This window comes from Rhodobacter maritimus (assembly GCF_058747975.1).
Genome location: NZ_CM179095.1, coordinates 2,799,477 through 2,817,761, shown reverse-complemented (window position 1 = coordinate 2,817,761; position 18,285 = coordinate 2,799,477). Strand labels below are relative to the sequence as shown.

The window sequence follows — 18,285 nt, the reverse complement described above, 5'->3', positions numbered from 1 at the left end:
GTCAGGAACTGGTCCCAATCGGGGGCCGTCTCAACTCGGAGTGCAGGGGCACCTTGCGCCGTGCTGCTTTCGACTTCACGCTTTTGTTGTCGTCGCCTTCGTCAGTAATGTTCAGGAACCATGTGTCCCCGTCCCTTTGGACATCGGCAATGTCGAGTTGGCAAATCTCGTTCAGCCGCGCCCCGGTGAACATGCCTAAGAGCATCCCCCACTTGTGGCTGTCCTTGCGCACCAGCCCGGACGGGTTGTCCGTCAACTCCGTGTAGATCAGGCGGGCTTGGTCCGGGGCGAAGGGTTTGCGTTCCGTTTCGCTGTTCTTCGCCTTGGCGACTTTCATCTTGTCGAACAGTGTATGCGGTGCGTAGCCATGCCGTTCGGCCCAATCGAAGAACATCTTGAACATCTGGATATGGCTGTTGATGGTCTTCGGCGCGATCCTCTTGTGTCCGGGTTCCTTGATGACCTGCATCAAGGGCATGGCCTTCAACTTGGGCTTGGTGTTCCGGCTGGCGGGCAGGGCCTGCAACACCTTCTTGACCTCATTCGCGTCTTGCCTCGTGATCGTGCCAAGCAACCTGTCTGGCCCGAAGTATTCGACAAGGATGTTTAGATAGGCGCGGTTCTGGCTGATGGTCTTCGCGGCCCATTGGCGGGAATGCTCCGCGATGAAATCATCCACCGCCGCACCCAAGGGCGAGGACGCTGGCAGAGCGGGCGCAGGAGGGGCAGGAGCGATGGCCGGGGTATCATCATAGGAATAGTGCTCAAGGCTCTCAGCGGCTTCCAGAACGCGCCTCAGAAGGTCGCGCCGTCCCTTGCGAAGCTCCATCGCGATCCGGGGCAGGCTGGCGTCCCATTCCGCGTCCGAAACGGCCATGGTTCGCTTGAACCGGGCCACGGGAAGCCACTGCGGGTTCGCGCTCTCCATGTCCACATAGCTTTCATGGTCAAGCATTTCTTCGCGAACATCGGCCAAGGCGTTCCGCGACAGGCCGCGACGGTCCAGCCAGTCAAGATACTGGTCGAGTTGCGCCTTGAAGTACGCCTGCACCTTGTCGCGTATCTCGCTTTGCCGAAGTCCTGCCAACGCACTGTTATCCCCGAGTATTCGCCCGCAGGATGCAAGATAACGGGCAAGATCGCCAGCCCTGTCAGGGCAACGGGTTCGGAGGGAGATGCGAACAGTGGCGCGCTTTCCCTCTAAGGACGGAGGGATAGGCCAGCGAAAGTAGTAAATGCCGTGTCTTGAGGGGCTTAGATAGGATGACAGCATCATTGGGCGTGTGTCCCACTTTGTGTCACACCCGACCGTTCAGCCGCTAACCCAATGATTTAGAATGAAATGGAGGCGGGTACCGGAATCGAACCGGTCTTCACGGATTTGCAATCCGCTGCGTAACCTCTCCGCCAACCCGCCGTTCCTTCGAGGTTCCGGTCTGTTAGCCGATCGCAATCGCCGCTGCAAGTGGGCTTTCCTTTCCCGGCGCGAAAGGGCGTTGCCGATCCGCCGGGGCGAGGGCGCCTGCGGGGCGGGTTTCTTCCTGCGAATGAAGGGTTTGCATCACCATCGCCCGGCCGGCTATGCGTGCCGTGAAAGGCCCCCCGTTTCCCGGTGTCGGGTCTTGCTGCCCGGCCTAACCCCAAAGCATCTCGCGCTGGCGGGGCAGGAAGATCGTCAGCAAGCCGAGGATCGGTAGGAAAGAGCACATCCGGTAGACGGCCTCGATCCCGTGCGCGTCGGCCAGAACCCCCAGGACGGCGGCCGCGATGCCCCCCATGCCGAAGGCAAAGCCGAAGAAGACCCCCGAGATCATGCCCACGCGGCCCGGCACCAGCTCTTGCGCGAAGACGACGATGGCCGAGAAGGCCGAGGACAGGATCCCCCCGATCAGCACCGACAGGATGGCGGTCCAGAACAGGTTGGCATAGGGCAGCAGCAGCGTGAACGGCAGAACCCCGAGGATCGAGAACCAGATCACGGTCAGCCTGCCGAAACGGTCGCCGACCACGCCGCCCATGATGACGCCCACCGCCGCGGCCGCCAGGAAAAGGAACAGCATCAGCTGGGACTGCTGCGTGGTCAGCTGGAACTTCTCGATCAGGAAGAAGGTGTAATAGCTCGTGATGCTGGCGATGTAGATGTTCTTGGTGAAGACCAGCATGGCCAGCACCGTGATCGCCAGCATGACCCGCCGGCGCGGCAGGGGCAGGTCGCGTGCAACGCCGCCGCGCGCACCATTCGCGCGCATGTGGCGCCCATACCAGGCGCCGACCCGTTGCAGGATCACGATGCCGCAGAAGGCGAGGACCGAGAACCACACGATGCTGGCGCGGCCATGCGGCACGACGATGAAGGCCGCCAGCAGCGGCCCGATGGCCGTGCCGAAATTGCCGCCCACCTGGAACAGCGATTGCGCCGTTCCGAACCGCCCGCCCGAGGCCAGCCGGGCCACGCGCGAGGCCTCGGGGTGGAAAACGGCCGAGCCGAGCCCGATCAGCATCGCGCCGGTCAGAAGCAGGGGATAGGTTTCCGCCCGCGACAGCAGCACCAGCCCGCACAGCGTCGAGGCCATGCCCACGGGCAAGGAATGCGGAAAAGGCCGGTGGTCGGTGACCATGCCCACCACGGGCTGCAAGAGCGACGCGGTGACCTGAAAGGCAAAGGTCATCATGCCGATCTGCCAGAAGCTTAGCGCGAATTCGCTTTGCAGCAGGGGATAGATCGCCGCCAGGAGCGATTGCATCACGTCATTGAGCATGTGGCACAGACTGATCGCCAGGATCACGACCCAGGTCGTGTTGCTGCGTGGCGGGGTGACTGCGATGCTCATGCCGTGCCTCATGCCTAGAGAACGCCCCCGGTTCGGACAGGGGGGCGTGGCAAGTTGTCGCTCTTGATGCGGGCGCGTGCAAGGGGGGATCGGGCGGGTTCAGCCAAGCGCGGCATGTCCGGTATCGGGGCAGTCCGACAGATCGGAGCCGCCGGTGCCGGGCACCTGTCGCGCCAGGTCGCGCAACGCCCCGCGCAGGCCTTCTTCAAGGACCGGGTGGTAGAAAGGCATCGCCAGCATGTCCGCAACGCTTAAGCCGCGTTCGATGGCAAGCGCCAGAAGATGGGCCATGTGCTCGGCGGCCGGGGTGCACATCTCGGCCCCCAGAAGCGCGCCGGTTGTATTGTCGGCGTAGACATGCATCAGGCCGGCCGCGGTTTCGGCGGTGCGCGCCCGCGCCTGGCGGGCGAAATCGGCGGTGCCCACGGCGCGCCGGTCCGGGGCGATCTGGTCAAAGCCCTTGCCGATGCGCGCAACCTGCGGCGTGGAGAAGACAACGCCCATCGGTGTCCGGCGGCACATCGCGCGGGGGGTATCGGCCACCGCGTTGCGCCCGGCGATATGGCCCTCGTCCGCGGCCTCGTGCAACAGCGCGCGGTTCCCGTTGGCATCCCCGACAAGGTAGACCGGCAGATCGCCGATGCGCAGCGTGTGCGGGTCGATCTTCGGCATGCCGCGGTCGTCCAGCGGCACACCAAGGGTGTCCAGGCCCAGCCCGTCGATATTCGGGCGCCGGCCGATCGCGGCCAGCACCGCATCGGCGGTAAAGCTCTGCTCGCCGGCGCGCACCAGAATCGCGTCGTCCCCGGCCTCGGTCAGCTCGGCGTCCGCGCGCAGGTGCAGGTCGATCTCGTTGCGCAAGAGGGCGCAGAACGTCTCGCGGATCTCGGGATCCGAGATGCCGGCCACGGTTTCGGCCGCATCGAAACCCGCTACCCGCAGCCCCAGCCGCGCAAGCGCCTGCGCCATCTCGACCCCGATCGCCCCCATCCCGATCACCGCGATCCGGCGCGGCAGGTCGGTCTGATCGAAAAGCGTGTCGGTTGTCAGGATGCGCGCGCCGAAGGCCTGCCAGGGGGCGGGCACGATGGGCCGGCTGCCCGGTGCAAGGATGATCGCGCGGGCGCGGATCTGCCGCCCGCCCACCTCGACCCGGTCGGGGCCACGAAAGCGCGCGCGGCCGGAAATGGCGCGGTCCCCCAGGCGTTCGGGCGTTTTTCGCGGGCCTGCGGTGAAGTCGTCGCGCAGATGACGCACCCTTTCCAGCACGGCGGGAATCTCGATGCGCAGCGCATCGGTGCCGCTGATCCCGAAGGCCGGCAGGGCGTGGCGGCGGTGAAAGGCGTTGGCGGCCTCGATCAGGGCCTTGGAGGGCATGCAGCCCACCGATGCGCAGGTCGTTCCCCAACTGCCATCATTGATCATAAGGACGTTGCGCGTCTTTTTCTGCACCTCGGCCAGGGCGGTCAGGCCCGCCGTTCCCCCGCCGATGATGACGACATCCGCGATTTCCGTCATGTCCTGCCCCTTTCGTTCAGGTCCACAGGCTATCAGACCCGATCCGGCCCGGCCTGTCGAGATCGGCAGGGAAGGATGCAAGTTTCTTGACACATGGATAGCTTTGACGGTTTACTTGCAAAATTCACCGCCCCGGAGCTGCCCCGTGACCCAACCCCTGCGCCACCGACTCGCCAAGGCCGCCAAGGGCGGTTCCCGGTCCGAGCGGGCGCTGGCGACGTTCATGGCGCATGCCTTTGCCGACCTGCCCTTCGAGACCGCCGCCAGCCTTGCGGACAAGGTGGGGGTCAGCGAGGCCACGGTCGGCCGGTTCTGCCGCACCATCGGATACGCCAATTTCCGCGACCTCAAGGACCATCTGCGCGAAGATATCGGCGATCGTCCCTGGCTGATCAGCGATCGCCTGGCCGAGATGCGGGCCTCGTCCTCGCGGCGCAGCGATGCCATCGCGCAGGGGCTGGAGCTTGAGATCGCAGCCCTGGTGCAGGTTTATGAGCTGGCGCGAAGCCCCGAATGGGCGCGCGTGGTGGACCGCCTTGCCGATGCGCCGCGCGTGTTCGTGGCGGGGTTTCAGACCGAGCGCGGGCTGGCGCAATATTTCTGCGCGCAACTGCAATATGTGCGCGACGGGGTGCAGATGCTCGACCTCGGGGTCGGGAATTTTGCGGAGCTTCTGGCTTCGGAGGCGGGCGGCTGCCTGGTGATCTTCGAGGCGCGGCGCTATTCGCGGCTGGCCAAGGTTCTGGCGGAACAGGCCCATGCCGAGGGGATCGCCGTCACGCTGGTCACCGATCAGTTCTGCACCTGGGCCCCGGCCTGCACCGACGAGGTTTTCGCCGTGCCGACCCAGGCCAACCAGTTCTGGGATTCCACCGCCCCCATGGCAAGCCTTGGAAACCTGATGATCAATGACGTGTTCCTGAAACTTGGTCAGGGCGCCGAGAACCGCCTGACCCGCATCGCCCGGCTGTATGGCACCTTTGTCGGCCATGTCGGCGACCCGGTGGCGCAGGTGGCAAAATGAACCAGAACGACAATCATACCCAACAAGGAGAAAACCGATGATTCGTAACACCGCCTTTGCCGGCCTTGTGCTGGCCGGACTGCTTGGCACTGCCGCGCAGGCCGAAACGCTGCGCCTTGGCACGGAAGGGGCCTACCCGCCCTTCAACTACATGGAGACCGACGGCACCGTGGCCGGGTTCGATGTCGATATCGGGCTGGAGCTGTGCAAGCGCATCGGCGCCGATTGCGACGTGGTCGCGCAGGACTGGGACGGGATCATTCCCGGCCTGCTGGCGAACAAGTATGATTTCATCATCGCCTCGATGTTCATCACCGAGGATCGCAAGAAGCAGGTCGACTTTACCGAACCCTATTACAAGGCAGCCATGACGCATGTGGTTCCCAAGGACTCGGACATCACCGAATTCACCAACGAGGCGCTTGCCGGCAAGATCGTCGGCGCGCAGGGCAGCACCACGCAGGCGGATTACATCGCCGCGACCTATCCCGATGCCGATATCCGCCTTTACCCCACCCAGGACGAGGCGAACCTCGACATGGCCAGCGGGCGGATCGACCTTCAGGTGGGCGACATGCTTCCGATGCTGGACTGGACCACGAAATCCGAGGATGGCGCGTGCTGCGAACTGGCCGGTGAGCCGATCACCGATCCGGCATTCGTGGGCGAAGGCGTCGGCATTGCCCTTCGGCAAGAGGATGACGAGCTGCGCGAGCGTCTGAACAAGGCGTTGCAGGAAATCCGCGACGACGGCACCTACAAGGCGATCAACGACAAGTATTTCGCCATCGACGTCTATACGATGAAGTAGGAACTGGCCCCCCGGCGAAGGACTCGGACCATGTCGGACCTGTTTACATATGGCGATGCCGGCTGGGGGGATGAAATCCTGCGCGGGCTGGCGGTCACCGTCCAGCTTGCGCTGAGCACGCTGCCGCTTGGCCTGCTGATCGGTTTCGTGATCGCCTTCGCGGCGATGTCGCACCGCCCGGCGCTGCGCTTCGTCGGCTTTGGCTACACCACGCTGATGCGCGGCCTGCCCGAGATCCTGACGCTGTTCGTCGTCTATAACGGGGTGGGGCTCTTGCTCAACTCGGCCCTGCGCCGGATCAGCCCCGAGGCGGCCCCGGTCGATTTCAGCCCTTTCGCGGCGGGGGTGATCGCGCTTGGCATGGTGTTCGGCGCCTTCGCGGCCGAGGTCATCCGGGGCGCGTTCAACGCGCTGGACCGGGGCCAGGTCGAGGCAGGCCTGGCCGTCGGCATGCGCAAGTCGCAGATCTTCTGGCGCATCAAGCTGCCGCAGGTCTGGCGCTTTGCCTTGCCCGGCCTGGGGAACCTGTGGATCAACATGCTCAAGGACACGGCGCTTGTGTCGATCATCGCGCTGGATGATCTGATGCGCGCCACCAAGGTTGCCGTGGGCGTGACCAAGCAACCCTTCACCTTCTATCTGGTGGCCTGCCTGATCTATTGGGGATTGTGCCTTGTGTCCGAATTCATCCTTGCGCGGATGGAGCGGCGGGCCAATCGCGGCGTGCGGAGGGCGGGCGCATGAACCCTTTCGAGATCTTTGCCGAATACTGGCCGCGCCTGCTGGACGGCACGCTGATGACGATCAAGCTGACGGGGCTGGGCGCGCTGATCGCGGCGCTTGTCTCGCCCTGGCTTGCGCTTTGGCGGGTGCATGGCTCGACCCTGTCGCAGCTTCCGCTGCGGCTTTACATCTCGTTCATCCGCGGCACCCCGATCCTGGCGCAGTTGTTTCTGGTGTTCTACGGCTCGGGGCAGTTCCGGCCCCTGCTGACCGAATGGGGGCTGTGGAACTTTTTCCGCGATCCGTTCAACTGCGCGCTTCTGGTCTTTGCCGTCAACTCCACCGCCTATCAGACCGAGATCCTGCGCGGCGGCATCCAGGGCGTCGCCAGCGGCGAGATCGAGGCCGCGAAGGCCGTGGGCATGGGGCGCCTTCTGACGCTGCGCCGGGTGGTCTTTCCACATGCCTACCGCATCGCGTGGCCCGCCATCGGCAATGAGGTGATCTTGCTGATGAAGGCCTCGGCGCTTGCTTCGGTGGTGACGGTGTTCGACCTGATGGGCCGCACGCGGCAGATCTTTTCGCGCACCTTCGACTTTTCCGTCTATCTCTGGGCGGCGGTGATCTATCTGTGCATCACGGCCGCTTTCGTTCTGCTGTGGCGGCTGGCCGAGCGGCGGCTGAGCAGACATGTTCCCATTCACACGACAGGGGCGAAGCCATGACCGATCAGGCCGAGATCATCCTGCAGGCAGAAGACATCCGCAAGACCTTCGGCTCGATCGAGGTGCTCAAGGGCATTTCGCTTGCCGCGCGCAATCACGACGTGATTTCGATCCTTGGCGCCTCGGGGTCGGGGAAAAGCACCTTCCTGCGCTGCCTGAACTTTCTGGAAACGCCCAGCTCGGGCACCGTGGCCGTGCATGGCGAAGAGATCCGGGTGCTGAACGGCCGCCCGCAGAACCCGCGCCAGATCGAACAGGTCCGCCAGCGTCTGGGAATGGTGTTCCAGCAGTTCAACCTGTGGTCCCACCGGACCGTCCTGGAAAACGTGATGGAAGGCCCGGTGCAGGTGAAAAAGCTGCCCAGGGCCGAAGCCCGCGACAAGGCCGAGGCGCTTCTGGCCCGCGTCGGCCTTGCCGAGCGGATGCAGATGTATCCCTCGCAACTGTCGGGGGGCCAGCAGCAGCGCGTGGCGATCGCGCGCGCGCTTGCGATGGAACCCGATGCCATCCTGTTCGACGAGCCGACCTCGGCGCTTGATCCCGAGCTGGTGGGAGAGGTGCTGAAGGTCATGCAGTCGCTGGCCGAAGAGGGCCGCACCATGATCGTCGTGACGCATGAGATGTCGTTCGCGCGCGACGTGTCGACCGAGGTGGTGTTCCTGCACGAGGGCCGCATCGCCGAGCAGGGCCCGCCCGAAGAGATGTTCACCAACCCCCAAAGCGATGCCTTCCGCCGCTTCATCGCCAAGATCCGCTGATCCCAGACAGAAAGCCCCATCATGACCTCCGAAACCTTTTCCGGCATCCGCATCGAGGCGGCCGAGCTGCGTATCGTGAACCTGCCGCTTTTGACCCCTTTCGTGATCTCGACCGGCACGATGACCGACAAGACGTTCCCGCTGCTAATCCTGAAGGGCGAGGGGCTGGAGGGCGTGGGTGAGGCGGTGATGGACCTGACGCCCGACTACCTGGAAGAGACCATCGCCGGCGCGATGGCCTTCCTGCAAGAGATCGTCCTGCCGGCGATCGTGGGCCGGCGTTTCGCCGCACCGTCCGAACTGCTGGCCATCCTCGATCCGTGGCGCGGCCACCGGATGAGCAAGGCCGTGGTCGAGATGGCCTTCTGGGATCTGTGGTCGAAGGCACTTGGCCTGCCGCTGAAATCCGCGCTTGGCGGGGTGCGCGATGCGGTCGAGGTGGGGGTGAGCCTTGGCATCACCCCGATCGAGCGCACGATCGAGCGCGTGGCCGAGGCGCAGGCGGCGGGCTATCGGCGCACCAAGCTCAAGATCCGGCAGGGGCATGACCTGCACCTGCTGGAGGCGGTCCGCAAGGCGTTTCCCGACATCAGGCTGACGGTGGATGCCAACACGGATTACGGGCTGGTCGATCTGCCCGTGTTGCAGGCGATGGACGATTTCGCGTTGGACTATATCGAGCAGCCGCTGGCCTTCGACGACATCCATGACCATGCGATCGTGCAGCGCGCGCTGCGCACGGCGATCTGCCTTGACGAAAGCATCCGCTCGGCCGTGGATGCGCGCAAGGCGCTGGTGGCGGGCGCGGCGCGGGTGATCAACATCAAGGTGGGCCGCGTGGGGGGCTATGCCGCGGCCCGCGCCATCCATGACGTGTCCGAAGCCTTCGGCGCCCCGGTCTGGTGCGGCGGGATGCTGGAAAGCGGCATCGGGCGGGCGCATAACATCCATCTGGCCACGCTGCGCAATTTCTCCAAGCCGGGCGATACCTCGTCGGCCAGCCGGTATTTCCGGCGCGACATCATCAACGAACCGCTGGAGGCGTCCGACGGGCTGATGCCGGTTCCGGCCAACGGGCCCGGCATCGGTGTCACGCTTGACCGCGCGTTTCTGGACAGCGTCACCCGGCGCACCGAGGAGATCCGGGCATGAACGCCGCCGATGCACTGGTGATCCGCGACCTGGAGGGTCTGTCCGAGCTGAAACAGGCCGAGCAGTTGCAGACCGAGGTCTGGGGCGAAGGGGACAAGCCCGACAATTCCGACATCATGCTTGCCATCCAGCACGAGGGCGGCCTTGTCGCGGGCGCGTTCCGCAGCGGGCGGCTGCTGGCCTTCCTGTTCGGCTTTCCCTCGGCCAGTGCGGGGGTGCAGCATTCGCACCGCCTTGCCGTGCACCCCGAGGCGCGGGGCCTTGGCCTTGGCGCGCGGCTGAAATGGTATCAGCGTGACTGGTGCCTTGCGCGCGGCATCACCCTTGTGCGCTGGACCTACGATCCGATGCGCGCGATCAATGCCGGGCTGAATATCGGCCGGCTGGGGGCCGTGGCGGATACCTATCTGGTCGATTATTATGGCCAGATGGAGGGGATCAACGCGGGCCTGCCCTCGGACCGGCTGCTGGCGGAATGGCATCTGCAAAGCCCCGGCGTGTTGGCGCGCGCCGAAGGCGGGGCGCCGCCCCCGATACCCGACGCGCAGCGCATCGCCATCCCGCGCGACTATGACGGGCTGATCGGGGCGGACCCGAAGGCGGCGCTGGAGGCGCGCCTGCACCTGCGCGACCGGATGCAGGCGGCCTTTGCCGGGGGGCTGCGCGTGGCGGGCTTCGACAGCGCGGACCCGGCCTATCTGCTGGCGCCCGCCCAGGGCTGAGGCCACCTGCGGCGTCGCGTCCGCCTCACGGACCTTTACGTCAAGGGAAAGGACGCTTACCTAGGCTGCGGGAGGGGGGGCGAACGGTTGTAACTGCATCAGAATCGGGGACCAAGTGATCCTGAAGAACCGCACCTTCGACGAATTGCAGCCCGGCGACAGCGCCGAGATGCGTCGCCTGATCACGGCGGATGACCTTTATGTCTTCGCGGCGGCGTCGGGTAATCACAATCCGATGCACCTGCCGCGGGTCGACGGCAACGGCGACGGCAAACCCGACGAAATTGCGCCCGGCATGTTCGTGGGGGCGCTGATCGCAACGGTTCTGGGAATGCAGCTGCCCGGCCCCGGCACGCTTTACCGCAAGCAGAGCTTCACCTTCTTCGAACGCGCCCATGCCAACGAAGAGCTGGTGGTTCGCGTGCGCGTCCTGTCCAAGGAAACAGACGGCCTTGTGACCTTTGCAACCGAGGTGCGGCGCATTTCGGATGACGCCCTGATCGTCACCGGCGAGGCGCAGGTGATCGCGCCCCCCCGGCGGCTGTCTTTCGACGATGCGAACCTGCCCGGCCTCGTGGTGCAGCGCCACCGCCATTTCGAGGATATCCTCGACCGCGCGCGGCCGCTGCCGGAACTTGCGACCGCCGTGGTCTGCCCGGAAGAGGAGAACTCGCTTGGCGGCGCGCTTCTGGCAGCGCGCGAAAGCCTGATCACGCCGATCCTGATCGGAGAGCCGGGGCGGATCTCGGCCACGGCCGAAAAGCTTGGCGCCGATCTGTCGGGCCTTGAGGTGATCCCCGCGCAATCCGGGTTCGAGGCCGCGCGGATCGCCTGCGCCCTCGTGCATGAGGGGCGGGCGGGTGCGGTGATGAAGGGGCATCTGCATACCGACGATCTGCTGCGCGCCATGCTGGACCGCGACACCGGCCTGCGTGTCGGGCGCCGTTTCACCCATATCTTCGTGATGGATGTGCCCGGCGTCACCCACCCGATCCTGATCTCGGACGCGGCGATCAACATCGCCCCCGACCTCGAGGCCAAGGTCGATATCGTGCAGAACGCCATCGACCTTGCGATCTCGCTCGGGATCGAGGTGCCGAAGGTCGGCGTGCTGTCGGCGGTGGAAACCGTCAATCCCGCGATCCAGTCCTCGATCGATGCGGCGCTCTTGTCGAAGATGGCCGAGAGGGGCCAGATCAAGGGCGGGCTGGTCGACGGGCCGCTGGCGATGGACAATGCCGTCGATCTGGCCGCGGCGCGCACCAAGGGGCTGCGCTCCGAGGTGGCGGGCCAGGCCGAGATCCTTGTCGTGCCGAACCTTGATGCGGGCAACATGCTGGCCAAGCAGCTCAGCTATATCAGCCATGCCGAGGCGGCGGGCCTGATGCTTGGGGCGCGCGTGCCGGTGATCCTGAATTCGCGCTCGGACAGTTCGATGGCGCGGCTGGCCTCCTGCGCGGTGGCGGCGATCCATTTCCAGCGCTGCATCGCCACGCCGGGACGCACCGCATGAGCCATGTCCTGACGGTGAACGCGGGCTCGTCCACGATCAAGTTCGCGGTTTTCGAGGATGACACCTGCCTTGTCTCGGGCAATGCCGAGCGGATCGGCAGCGCCCATGCGTGCCTGACGATCGCGGCCGGGGAAGGGGCGGCCGAAAGGGCCGCGCTGCCGCCCGAGGGGTTGCACGATCATGCGGGCGCGATGGCCGCGATCCTGTCAGAGCTTGGCGCGCGCCTTGGCCATGTCCGGATTGACGCGGTGGGCCATCGCATCGTGCATGGCGGGCTGTTCTACGACCGCCCGACCGGGATCACCCCCGAGGTGATCGCGCGGCTTGAAAGCCTGTCGCCCTTTGCGCCCCTGCACCAGCCCCATAACCTGGCGGGGGTGCGCGCCGCGATGGCGGCCTTTCCGGACGCAATGCAAATGGCCTGTTTCGACACGGCATTCCACCGCAACCACCCCTTCGTGAACGACACCTTCGCCCTGCCGCGCGCCTATTACGACAAGGGCGTGCGGCGCTATGGCTTTCACGGGCTGAGCTACGAATACATCTCGGGCGAGCTGGCCCGTGTCGCGCCGCTTTTGCATGCCGGGCGGGTGGTGGTCGCGCATCTGGGCAACGGCGCCTCGATGTGCGGCCTGCTGAACGGGCGTTCCATCGCCTCGACCATGGGGTTTTCGGCATTGGACGGGTTGCCGATGGGCACGCGCTCGGGGCAGATCGATCCGGGGGTGCTGCTCTATCTGTTGCAGCAAGAGGGTATGAGCGGCGATGAGATCGCCGATCTGCTTTACCGGCGCTCGGGCCTTCTGGGCATGTCGGGGCTGACCAATGACATGCGCGAGCTGGAGGCCTCGGACCGCCAGTCCGCCCGCGATGCGATCGAGTATTTCGTGTTCCGCATCCGGCGCGAGCTGGGCGGCCTTGCCGCGGCGCTGGGCGGGCTGGACGCGCTGGTCTTCTGCGGCGGGATCGGAGAGAACTCGCGCCTTGTCCGGCGCCGGGTCTGCGTCAATCTCGACTGGATCGGGATCGAGTTGGACGAGGGGCGAAACGCCGAAAACGCCTTTGAGATCAGCACCCGCCATTCGCGGGTCCGGGTTCTTGTGATCCCGACGCAAGAGGATCTGGTAATTGCACGCGCGGCCAATGCGATGCTGTCGCGCGGCGGCGCTTCCTGACATATCGTGTTGTTTTTAATCTATTATTATCGGCGCAAGAGGTGGTTTCTATAGGCCCGACCTGCCGGTCGGCCCGATGACCCGGATAAGGGACGCGCGCTTGCGACAGTGGTGAAGCTGTGCTGCAAAGCGAAGTGTTGACCGGAGGTTCCGCGTCCGCCGCGCCGCACGCGCGAAGCCCTGCGCAAGCGTGACCGGATGATCAAGCGGCTTTCGATCGAGCTTTAGCGCCGCCGCACCGTCGCCATCCATTCCTGCGCGCCCGCCGCCACCGCGTCGCGCACCGCGCGGCCAAGTGCGGCCCCCAGATCGGTGTGCAGCCCCGCATGAGGAAGCGCCTCGCCCGAGATCCGGGCGGCAAGCGCGATGCAATCGGTTCCGGTGCCGGTGGCGCGGCCGGTGGGCAGGTCGAAGCCCGCATCCATCACCGCGGCGGTGCGGGCCTCGGCCGCGATGCTCAGCGCTTCCAGAAGGGCGGGTTCGCTCAGCGCCGCGTGGACCTGCACGGCGATGTTGATCGTGCCCCAGTCATGCCCGCGCCGGTCGACCCGCGCGCCCACGGCCTCGGCATTCGACAATCCGGTCGTGGCAAGCGCCTCGACCCGCAGCCCGGCCTCGCTGGCCGTGGCGTGGTGATGGGCGCGGATATCGCGCGAGGTCAGCAGGCAGACCGCATCGGTGGCATCGCGCGCATCCAGCTCGGACCGAAGCCAGCCGGTCACCTCCAGTTCGGGCGTCAGGTCGGCATTGCGCACCTCGCGCCACAGGATATGGCGGGCATGGACCAGACCGGGGCGATGCACGGCCCAGCTGATCACGCGGTGCAGGGCGCCAAGATCGGCCTCCAGCCAGGGGCGGGCGCAGCGGATCTTCACGGCGCGATGCGCCCCAGGGGTTGAAAGACCAGCCCGTCGGAGGTGTCTTCCAGCCGCGCGCGGATGCCGAAGACCCGCGCAAGGTTGTCGGGCGTCAGGACCGCGCGCGGGGGACCGTCGGCGGCAAGCGTGCCCCGGTGCAGCAGGATCAGCCGCGTGCAATGGCGCGCCGCAAGGCCAAGGTCGTGCAACGAGGCGATGACCGCGCCGCCCGCCGCGGCCAGATCCGCGAAGGTTTCCATCACCGCGATCTGTGCGGCCGGGTCCAGCCCGGCGGTCGGTTCGTCGGCCAGAAGAAGCGGGGCTTCCTGCGCCAGGGCGCGGGCGATCAGGGTGCGGGCCTGCTCGCCGCCCGAAAGCTCGGTGGCGGAGCGGTGGCGCAGCCCCTCAAGCCCCATCCGGGCAAGCGCGCGTTCGACCGCGGCGCGGTCGGTGGCGCGGGTGGCCGAAGGGTGGGCGGTGCGGCCAAGTGCGACGACCGCCTCGACCGGCATCGGCCAGGCGATCTCGCGCCCCTGTGGAAGAAACGACGCGGCGCGCGCGCGTTCGCCCTGCGGCAGGCTGGCAAGCGAGGACTGGCCGCTGGATGCGATCAGGCCGAGCGCCGCGCGCAGGAATGTGGTCTTGCCCGCGCCATTGGGGCCAAGCAGTCCCACGAATTCGCCCGGTGCGACGCGCAGCGTGATACCATGCAGGACCGGGCAGGGACCGCGCGAGACGCCCAGGTCGCGGGTTTCCAGAAGGTTCATAGCACCTCCTTCCGGCTGCGCAGGATCAGGTGCAGGAAGAAGGGCGCCCCGACCAGCGCGGTCAGCACGCCCAGCTTGAGGTCGCGGTCCGGCGCGATCAGTCGCACGGCGATATCGGCGGCCAGAACCATCGCCGAGCCGCCAAGCGCCGAGGCCGGCAGCAGAAGGGCGGGGCGTGCGCCCACCGCGCGGCGCAGCAGATGCGGCACGACAAGGCCGACGAAGCCGATGGCCCCCGCAACGGCCGTCGCCGCCCCGACAAGCGCCGCCGCCGATACCACCAGCAGGACCCGCAGCCGCCCCACCCGCACGCCCATCGAAGCCGCCGCATCCTCGCCCAATGTCAGCGCGTCCAGCCCGCGCGCGACGGGCAGCGCAAGCGCGATGCCCAGCACCATGAAAGGCAGCGCAAGCGTGACATGCACCATGGAACGATCGGCAAGCGAGCCCATGATCCAGAACATGATCTCGCTTGCGGCGAAGGGATTGGGCGAGAGGTTCAGCACAAGCGAGGTCAGCGCCCCCGCCATTGCGGAAATCCCGATCCCGGCAAGGATCAGCACCAGCGTGGTGCCGCGCGGCCCGGCAAGCGCAAGGATCAGCGCGACCGAGACCATCGCACCGGCCAGGGCAGCCAGCGGCAAGGCCAGCGTGAAGGCCGCGGCAAGCCCGGTCTGGATTGCGATCACCGCCCCGAGCGCGGCCGAAGCCGAGGTGCCGATCAGCCCCGGTTCGGCCAGCGGGTTGCGCAGCATGCCCTGCATCATCGCCCCCGACAGGCCAAGCGCGCCGCCCACGAACAGCCCGAGGATCGCGCGGGGCAGGCGCACCTCGCGCATCACCAGCGTGACGGCCTCTCCCTCGCCGCGGAAAAGCGCGCCGAGGCTGTCGGACAGGCCGATCGCGGCCGGGCCGATCAGCAGCGAGGCCGCGAACATGAGCGCGACCAGCGCCGTCAGCAATGCGATCAGGGCGGGATAGGGAAGCCGCATCAATGCCCCCCGTGCAGGGTGGCCTGCGCGGCGCGCAGGTCGGCCGCGGCCCGAAGCACATGGGGCGTGCCGCAGATCCAGTCACGATCGGCCAGGGCGCCGCGCGGCAGTTGCGGGCCAAGCGCCGACAGGGCGGGATGATCCAGCAGCTCTTCGGCGCGCGCGGCGCCGGGATAGCGGTCGCCCTGAATCACCAGATCGGGGTTCGACACGATCAGAACCTCCAGCGGCAGGAACCCGCCCGAGGACAACCCCGCCTCGGCCGTGACATTGGCAAAGCCGGCGCTGGCCAGGATCTGGCCCGCCAGGGTCTGGTCGCCCAGGCTGTAGCCGTTCGCGTAGTAAAGCGCCGCGCGCAACCCCGAGGCCGGCGCGGCACGCAGCGCGGCAAGATCGGCCTCGAAGCGCGCGGCCATGTCCGTCGCGGCATCCTCTTGGCCAAGGGCACGGCCAACAGCAAGGATGCCGGCATGCACGTCTTCCATGCTGGTCGCGGGGTCCAGAACCTCGACCCGCACGCCAAGGCGGCGCAAGAGCGCGGTCGCGGCCTGGTTGGTGTAGCTGCCCGCCAGCACCAGATCGGGCTTCAGCAGAAAGACCTCTTCTGCGGCGCCGTGGTTTTCGGGATAGGCCCCGGCCTCATCGACCATGGCCGACGATACCGGATCGCGCGCAAGGTTTGAGACGGAAATCAGCTGGCCGGGTTCGGCAAGCATCATCGCAAGCTGGTCGGTGCACAGGTTCATCGACACCACACGCCGCGGCGCGTCACCGGCCGCGGCGGGAAGGGCGGGGGCAAGCCCCGCCAGCAAGGCGCATATGAGCGCCCGGATCACCATTTCGCGCTGAGGCCCACATAGGCGGTGCGGCCGCGCGCGGGATAGCCCCAGGCCTCGGAATAGTCCTTGTCGAACAGGTTCACCACGCGGCCGGTCAGCGCGATGCTGTCGGTCAGGTCGTAGCTTGCCGCGAGGTCGACCGTGGTGAACGCGGGCATCTCGGTAACCGTCGCCGGGAAGCTCCACGATTCCCGATCCTTCAGTCCCGCAACGTGGCGCAGGCTGGCGGTGACGTTGCCCCGCCCGCCGAAGGTTTCGAGATCGGCGGTCAGGCCCAGCTCGTGGCGCGGGCGGCGCACGGTCATGGTGGGGTCGGCCACCTCGATATCGAGATAGGTATAGCTCAGCCCGAAGCCGAGCCGGTCGGTCGCCTGCAGCCGCCCCGCGATCTCTACCCCCTCGCGGCGGCTTTTGCCGGGCACGTTGACGCTGCAAAAATCGGGGCCGCAGCTGCCGCTGGCGATCAAATCGGCGATGCGTTCGTTGAAATAGGTCACGTCGATCACGCCGCGCCCGCCCAGAAGCTCGGTCTCGAAACCGATGTCGAAGCCTTCGTTGGTTTCCGGTCCAAGGCCAAGATTGGCCACGGAATAACCCGGAAAGCCATAAAGCTCGATGAAGGTCGGGAAGACCTGCGCGCGCCCGGCCGAGGCATGCAGCCGCACCGGCAGGTTGGGCAGCTCATAGGACAGGCCCAGGTTCCAGCCGGTGAAATCCGCGCCCGCGTCGATATTGTCGTGCCGCAGGCCTGCCTGAATATCCAGCCCCATGTCCAGATGCCCGCGATATTCCAGCGCGTAGGAATTGGTCCGGCGGCTGCGTTCGGCCGAATAGCTGTTGGAATCGTATTCCTTCTGCCGCTCGACCAGCACGTTCAGCAGATGGTTGGCGCTGGCGACGGGCTGGCCGTCCAGCGAAACGCCCATGCGGTATTTCCACGCTGCCGTCTTGCCGTTCAGTTCATAAGGCCCGATAGCCTGATCGAAGCTTTGATCATATTCGACGGAATCGTAGCTCAGCCGGTGCATCACGCGTCCGCCGAAGGTTTCGATCTCGGTCCAGATCTGGCCAGCGACTTCCCTTGTGCTGCTGGTTTCAGTGCTCATGTCGATGACATATTCATCGGCCGAGGTCGCGGTGTAGCTGTTGCCGTCGAAATCGTAATCCTCGTCCGAACGACGCAGGTTGAAGCCGAGTTTCACGGTGTCCGTTGCGCGCCAGTCGCCCGAAAGTTGAAGGCTGCGCCGCTTGGTGCCGTCCTTCTCTCCGCCATCGCCGGAATAGTCATAGCCCTCGTCATCGCGCTCGGCGACGTTCAGGGCGATCCCGCCGCGATCGCCGCGCCAGGTGACATAGCCCTGGATCGCATGGCCGCTGCCCGCCTCGACCATGCCGCCATAATGCAGCCCGCCGTCGCCCTTGCGGGTGATGATGTTGATGACGCCCGCCGAGGCGGCCGAGCCGTAGAACACCGATTGCGGGCCGCGCAGAACCTCGATCCGTTCGATATTGGCGGCTTCGAGCAGTGACAGGTTGTAGTCTGCCCCGCCGCCACGGGCCTCGACCCCGTCGATCAGGATCAGCGTATGATTGGCCTCGGCGCCGCGAATGCGCACGGCGGTCGCATTTGTGCCGGTCGAGGTGACCGACACGCCGGGCATGGCACGCAGGGCGTCCTGCACGGTGCTCAGCCCGCGCGCCGCGATCTGGTCGCCCGTCAGCACGCTGTAGGCGCGCCCATAGGCATCGGCCGCGATCGGCGACAGCCCGCCCGAAACCACGATGGGATCAAGCGCGAAGGCGTCCTGCGCCGCGCCGGTTTGCGGTGCGATGACCGCCATGACTGCAATGAGTGAAAGATGGGACCGGTTCATTTCC

Annotated in this window: 17 protein-coding genes and 1 tRNA gene; 9 read left to right on the top strand and 9 right to left on the bottom strand. The window is 66.4% G+C overall.

Annotated elements, in window-relative coordinates:
- Nucleotide 1: 1 nt before the first annotated feature.
- The 4 genes from AC4PTO_RS14310 to AC4PTO_RS14295 all read right to left on the bottom strand — a co-directional run bounded on the left by AC4PTO_RS14310 (nt 2) and on the right by AC4PTO_RS14295 (nt 4,349).
- Complete coding sequence (locus AC4PTO_RS14310) at nt 2-1,087, bottom strand: hypothetical protein (RefSeq protein WP_492729569.1); 1,086 nt, start codon at nt 1,085-1,087, stop codon at nt 2-4.
- 256 nt (nt 1,088-1,343) lie between these two features.
- Nucleotides 1,344-1,417: transfer RNA gene (locus AC4PTO_RS14305), tRNA-Cys, on the bottom strand.
- 217 nt (nt 1,418-1,634) lie between these two features.
- Nucleotides 1,635-2,831, bottom strand: coding sequence for an MFS transporter (locus AC4PTO_RS14300; RefSeq protein ID WP_492729568.1), 1,197 nt, complete (start codon nt 2,829-2,831; stop codon nt 1,635-1,637).
- Between the two features lie 99 nt (nt 2,832-2,930).
- On the bottom strand, nt 2,931-4,349 hold the full coding sequence (locus AC4PTO_RS14295; protein ID WP_492729566.1) for a dihydrolipoyl dehydrogenase: 1,419 nt from the start codon (nt 4,347-4,349) through the stop codon (nt 2,931-2,933).
- A gap of 145 nt (nt 4,350-4,494) precedes the next feature.
- Between AC4PTO_RS14295 and AC4PTO_RS14290 the strand changes: the two genes are divergently transcribed.
- The 9 genes from AC4PTO_RS14290 to AC4PTO_RS14250 all read left to right on the top strand — a co-directional run bounded on the left by AC4PTO_RS14290 (nt 4,495) and on the right by AC4PTO_RS14250 (nt 12,952).
- Nucleotides 4,495-5,373 (top strand): MurR/RpiR family transcriptional regulator, encoded by an 879-nt coding sequence (locus AC4PTO_RS14290; RefSeq protein WP_492729564.1) that lies wholly within the window; start codon nt 4,495-4,497, stop codon nt 5,371-5,373.
- A 37-nt stretch (nt 5,374-5,410) separates the two neighbouring features.
- Nucleotides 5,411-6,184 (top strand): ABC transporter substrate-binding protein, encoded by a 774-nt coding sequence (locus AC4PTO_RS14285; RefSeq protein WP_492729563.1) that lies wholly within the window; start codon nt 5,411-5,413, stop codon nt 6,182-6,184.
- A gap of 30 nt (nt 6,185-6,214) precedes the next feature.
- Nucleotides 6,215-6,928, top strand: coding sequence for an ABC transporter permease (locus AC4PTO_RS14280; protein ID WP_492729561.1), 714 nt, complete (start codon nt 6,215-6,217; stop codon nt 6,926-6,928).
- Nucleotides 6,925-7,632 (top strand): ABC transporter permease, encoded by a 708-nt coding sequence (locus AC4PTO_RS14275; RefSeq protein ID WP_492729560.1) that lies wholly within the window; start codon nt 6,925-6,927, stop codon nt 7,630-7,632. The genes AC4PTO_RS14280 and AC4PTO_RS14275 overlap by 4 nt, the downstream gene beginning before the upstream one ends.
- The gene (locus AC4PTO_RS14270) at nt 7,629-8,390 is read left to right on the top strand and encodes an ABC transporter ATP-binding protein (protein WP_492729558.1); all 762 of its coding nucleotides are present in this window, start codon (nt 7,629-7,631) and stop codon (nt 8,388-8,390) included. Before AC4PTO_RS14275 ends, AC4PTO_RS14270 begins: the two co-directional genes overlap by 4 nt.
- A gap of 21 nt (nt 8,391-8,411) precedes the next feature.
- Nucleotides 8,412-9,542 (top strand): o-succinylbenzoate synthase, encoded by a 1,131-nt coding sequence (menC, locus tag AC4PTO_RS14265; protein ID WP_492729556.1) that lies wholly within the window; start codon nt 8,412-8,414, stop codon nt 9,540-9,542.
- Entirely contained in the window at nt 9,539-10,264 is a 726-nt protein-coding gene (locus tag AC4PTO_RS14260) for a GNAT family N-acetyltransferase (RefSeq protein ID WP_492729554.1), read from the top strand. Before menC ends, AC4PTO_RS14260 begins: the two co-directional genes overlap by 4 nt.
- 115 nt (nt 10,265-10,379) lie before the next feature.
- Nucleotides 10,380-11,777 (top strand): bifunctional enoyl-CoA hydratase/phosphate acetyltransferase, encoded by a 1,398-nt coding sequence (locus AC4PTO_RS14255; RefSeq protein WP_492729553.1) that lies wholly within the window; start codon nt 10,380-10,382, stop codon nt 11,775-11,777.
- Nucleotides 11,774-12,952 carry an acetate/propionate family kinase gene (locus tag AC4PTO_RS14250; RefSeq protein WP_492729552.1) on the top strand — a complete coding sequence of 393 codons (1,179 nt, stop codon included), beginning with the start codon at nt 11,774-11,776 and terminating at the stop codon, nt 12,950-12,952. Before AC4PTO_RS14255 ends, AC4PTO_RS14250 begins: the two co-directional genes overlap by 4 nt.
- 224 nt (nt 12,953-13,176) lie before the next feature.
- Here the strand turns inward: AC4PTO_RS14250 and AC4PTO_RS14245 are convergent, their stop codons facing one another.
- From AC4PTO_RS14245 to AC4PTO_RS14225, 5 genes are read right to left on the bottom strand one after another with little or no spacing between them, the layout of a single operon-like run.
- Nucleotides 13,177-13,827 (bottom strand): adenosylcobinamide amidohydrolase, encoded by a 651-nt coding sequence (locus tag AC4PTO_RS14245; protein ID WP_492729550.1) that lies wholly within the window; start codon nt 13,825-13,827, stop codon nt 13,177-13,179.
- Nucleotides 13,824-14,576, bottom strand: coding sequence for an ABC transporter ATP-binding protein (locus AC4PTO_RS14240; RefSeq protein ID WP_492729549.1), 753 nt, complete (start codon nt 14,574-14,576; stop codon nt 13,824-13,826). Before AC4PTO_RS14240 ends, AC4PTO_RS14245 begins: the two co-directional genes overlap by 4 nt.
- Nucleotides 14,573-15,568: a FecCD family ABC transporter permease gene (locus AC4PTO_RS14235; protein ID WP_492729548.1), complete on the bottom strand. Its 996-nt coding sequence runs from the start codon at nt 15,566-15,568 to the stop codon at nt 14,573-14,575. Before AC4PTO_RS14235 ends, AC4PTO_RS14240 begins: the two co-directional genes overlap by 4 nt.
- Nucleotides 15,568-16,407, bottom strand: coding sequence for an ABC transporter substrate-binding protein (locus AC4PTO_RS14230; RefSeq protein ID WP_492729546.1), 840 nt, complete (start codon nt 16,405-16,407; stop codon nt 15,568-15,570). Before AC4PTO_RS14230 ends, AC4PTO_RS14235 begins: the two co-directional genes overlap by 1 nt.
- A complete protein-coding gene (locus tag AC4PTO_RS14225; RefSeq protein ID WP_492729545.1) occupies nt 16,401-18,281 on the bottom strand; it encodes a TonB-dependent receptor plug domain-containing protein in 1,881 nt (626 codons plus the stop codon). Before AC4PTO_RS14225 ends, AC4PTO_RS14230 begins: the two co-directional genes overlap by 7 nt.
- Nucleotides 18,282-18,285 lie beyond the last annotated feature (4 nt).